The organism is Streptomyces sp. NPDC000134 (assembly GCF_042899225.1).
Lineage (GTDB): Bacteria > Actinomycetota > Actinomycetes > Streptomycetales > Streptomycetaceae > Streptomyces.
This window is the reverse complement of record NZ_JBIAZN010000060.1, coordinates 1-1,244: the sequence shown is the minus strand read 5'-3', so window position 1 is coordinate 1,244 and position 1,244 is coordinate 1. Positions and strand designations below refer to the sequence as shown.

At 72.4% G+C, this 1,244-nt stretch carries 1 protein-coding gene; it reads left to right on the top strand.

The window, feature by feature from the left end; translation table 11 throughout:
* Positions 1–1,244 (top strand): condensation domain-containing protein (locus ACFY32_RS34075; protein WP_390676374.1); only part of this gene is annotated, 1,244 nt, incomplete at both ends.

Genomic DNA, 1,244 nt, shown 5'->3' with positions numbered 1-1,244 from the left:
CCGAGCCGGGAGCGGTTCCCGCCGGTGATCTGGTGCGCCGCGTGGACGTGTCCGGGCTGACGGGTAACGAGCGCCGGACCGTGGTGGTGGAGCGGACCGCCGAGGCGGTGGACCGGCTCGACCCCGGGGCCGGAGTGATGCTCCAGGCGGTGTGGTGCGACGCCGGAGCGGACGAGGCGGGCCATCTGGTACTGGTGGTCCACCACCTCGCCGTCGACGGTGTCTCCTGGCGCATCCTGCTGCCGGACCTCGCCCAGGCGTACGCGGCGCACGCGGACGGCCGACAGCCGGTCCTCCAGCCGGTGGGCACATCGGTGCTCCAGTGGGCCAAGGCGCTGCACGGGCTGGCGCACGGCCCCGAGCGCGAGGCCGAACTGCCGTTGTGGTCCGCGGTGCTCACCGGTGCGGACCCGCTGCTGGGCCGGCGTGCCCTGGACCCGGCACGCGATGTCCACGCCCGGCGCCGCACCATGTCACTCACACTGCCCGAGGCGTGGACGACCGAGGTGCTGACCGGTGTCACCAAGACGTTCCACGCCCAGGTGAACGACGTGCTGCTGACGGCGATGGCGCTGGCCGTGCAGGACTGGCGGCGCCGCCGCGGACTGCCGGGCTCCGCCGTCCTGCTCGACGTGGAGGGCCACGGCCGCGAGGACGTCGTACCCGGCACCGACCTCTCCCGTACCGTCGGCTGGTTCACCAGCCTGTTCCCCGTCCGGCTCGAGCCCGAACTGTCGGACTGGGACGACCTCTGGGCGGCAGGCCCGACGGTCGGTGCCGCCCTGAAACGGGTGAAGGAACAGATACGCGCCCTGCCCGACCACGGCATCGGCTACGGCCTGCTGCGCCACCTCAACCCGGCCACCGCCAGGACCCTCGCCAGAGCGGGCCGCCCGCAGATCGGCTTCAACTACCTCGGCCGCTTCACCACCGCCACGGGCTCGCCCGACTGGGAACCGGACCACGAGTTCGGCGGGTTCTCCGGCGGCGCCGACCCCGAACTACCCCTCGCCCACACCCTGGAACTCAACGCCCTCACCGAGGACAGCCCCGAAGGCCAGCGGCTCGTCGCCCACTGGTCCTGGGCGGAGGACGTCTTCTCCCAGGAAGACGTCCAGGACCTGGCCCGCACCTGGTTCAAGGCCCTCGAAACCCTCGCCACCCACGCCCAGAACCCCGACACCGGCGGACACAGCCCCTCCGACCTGCCCTTCGTGACCCTCACCCAAGACGACATCGACCAG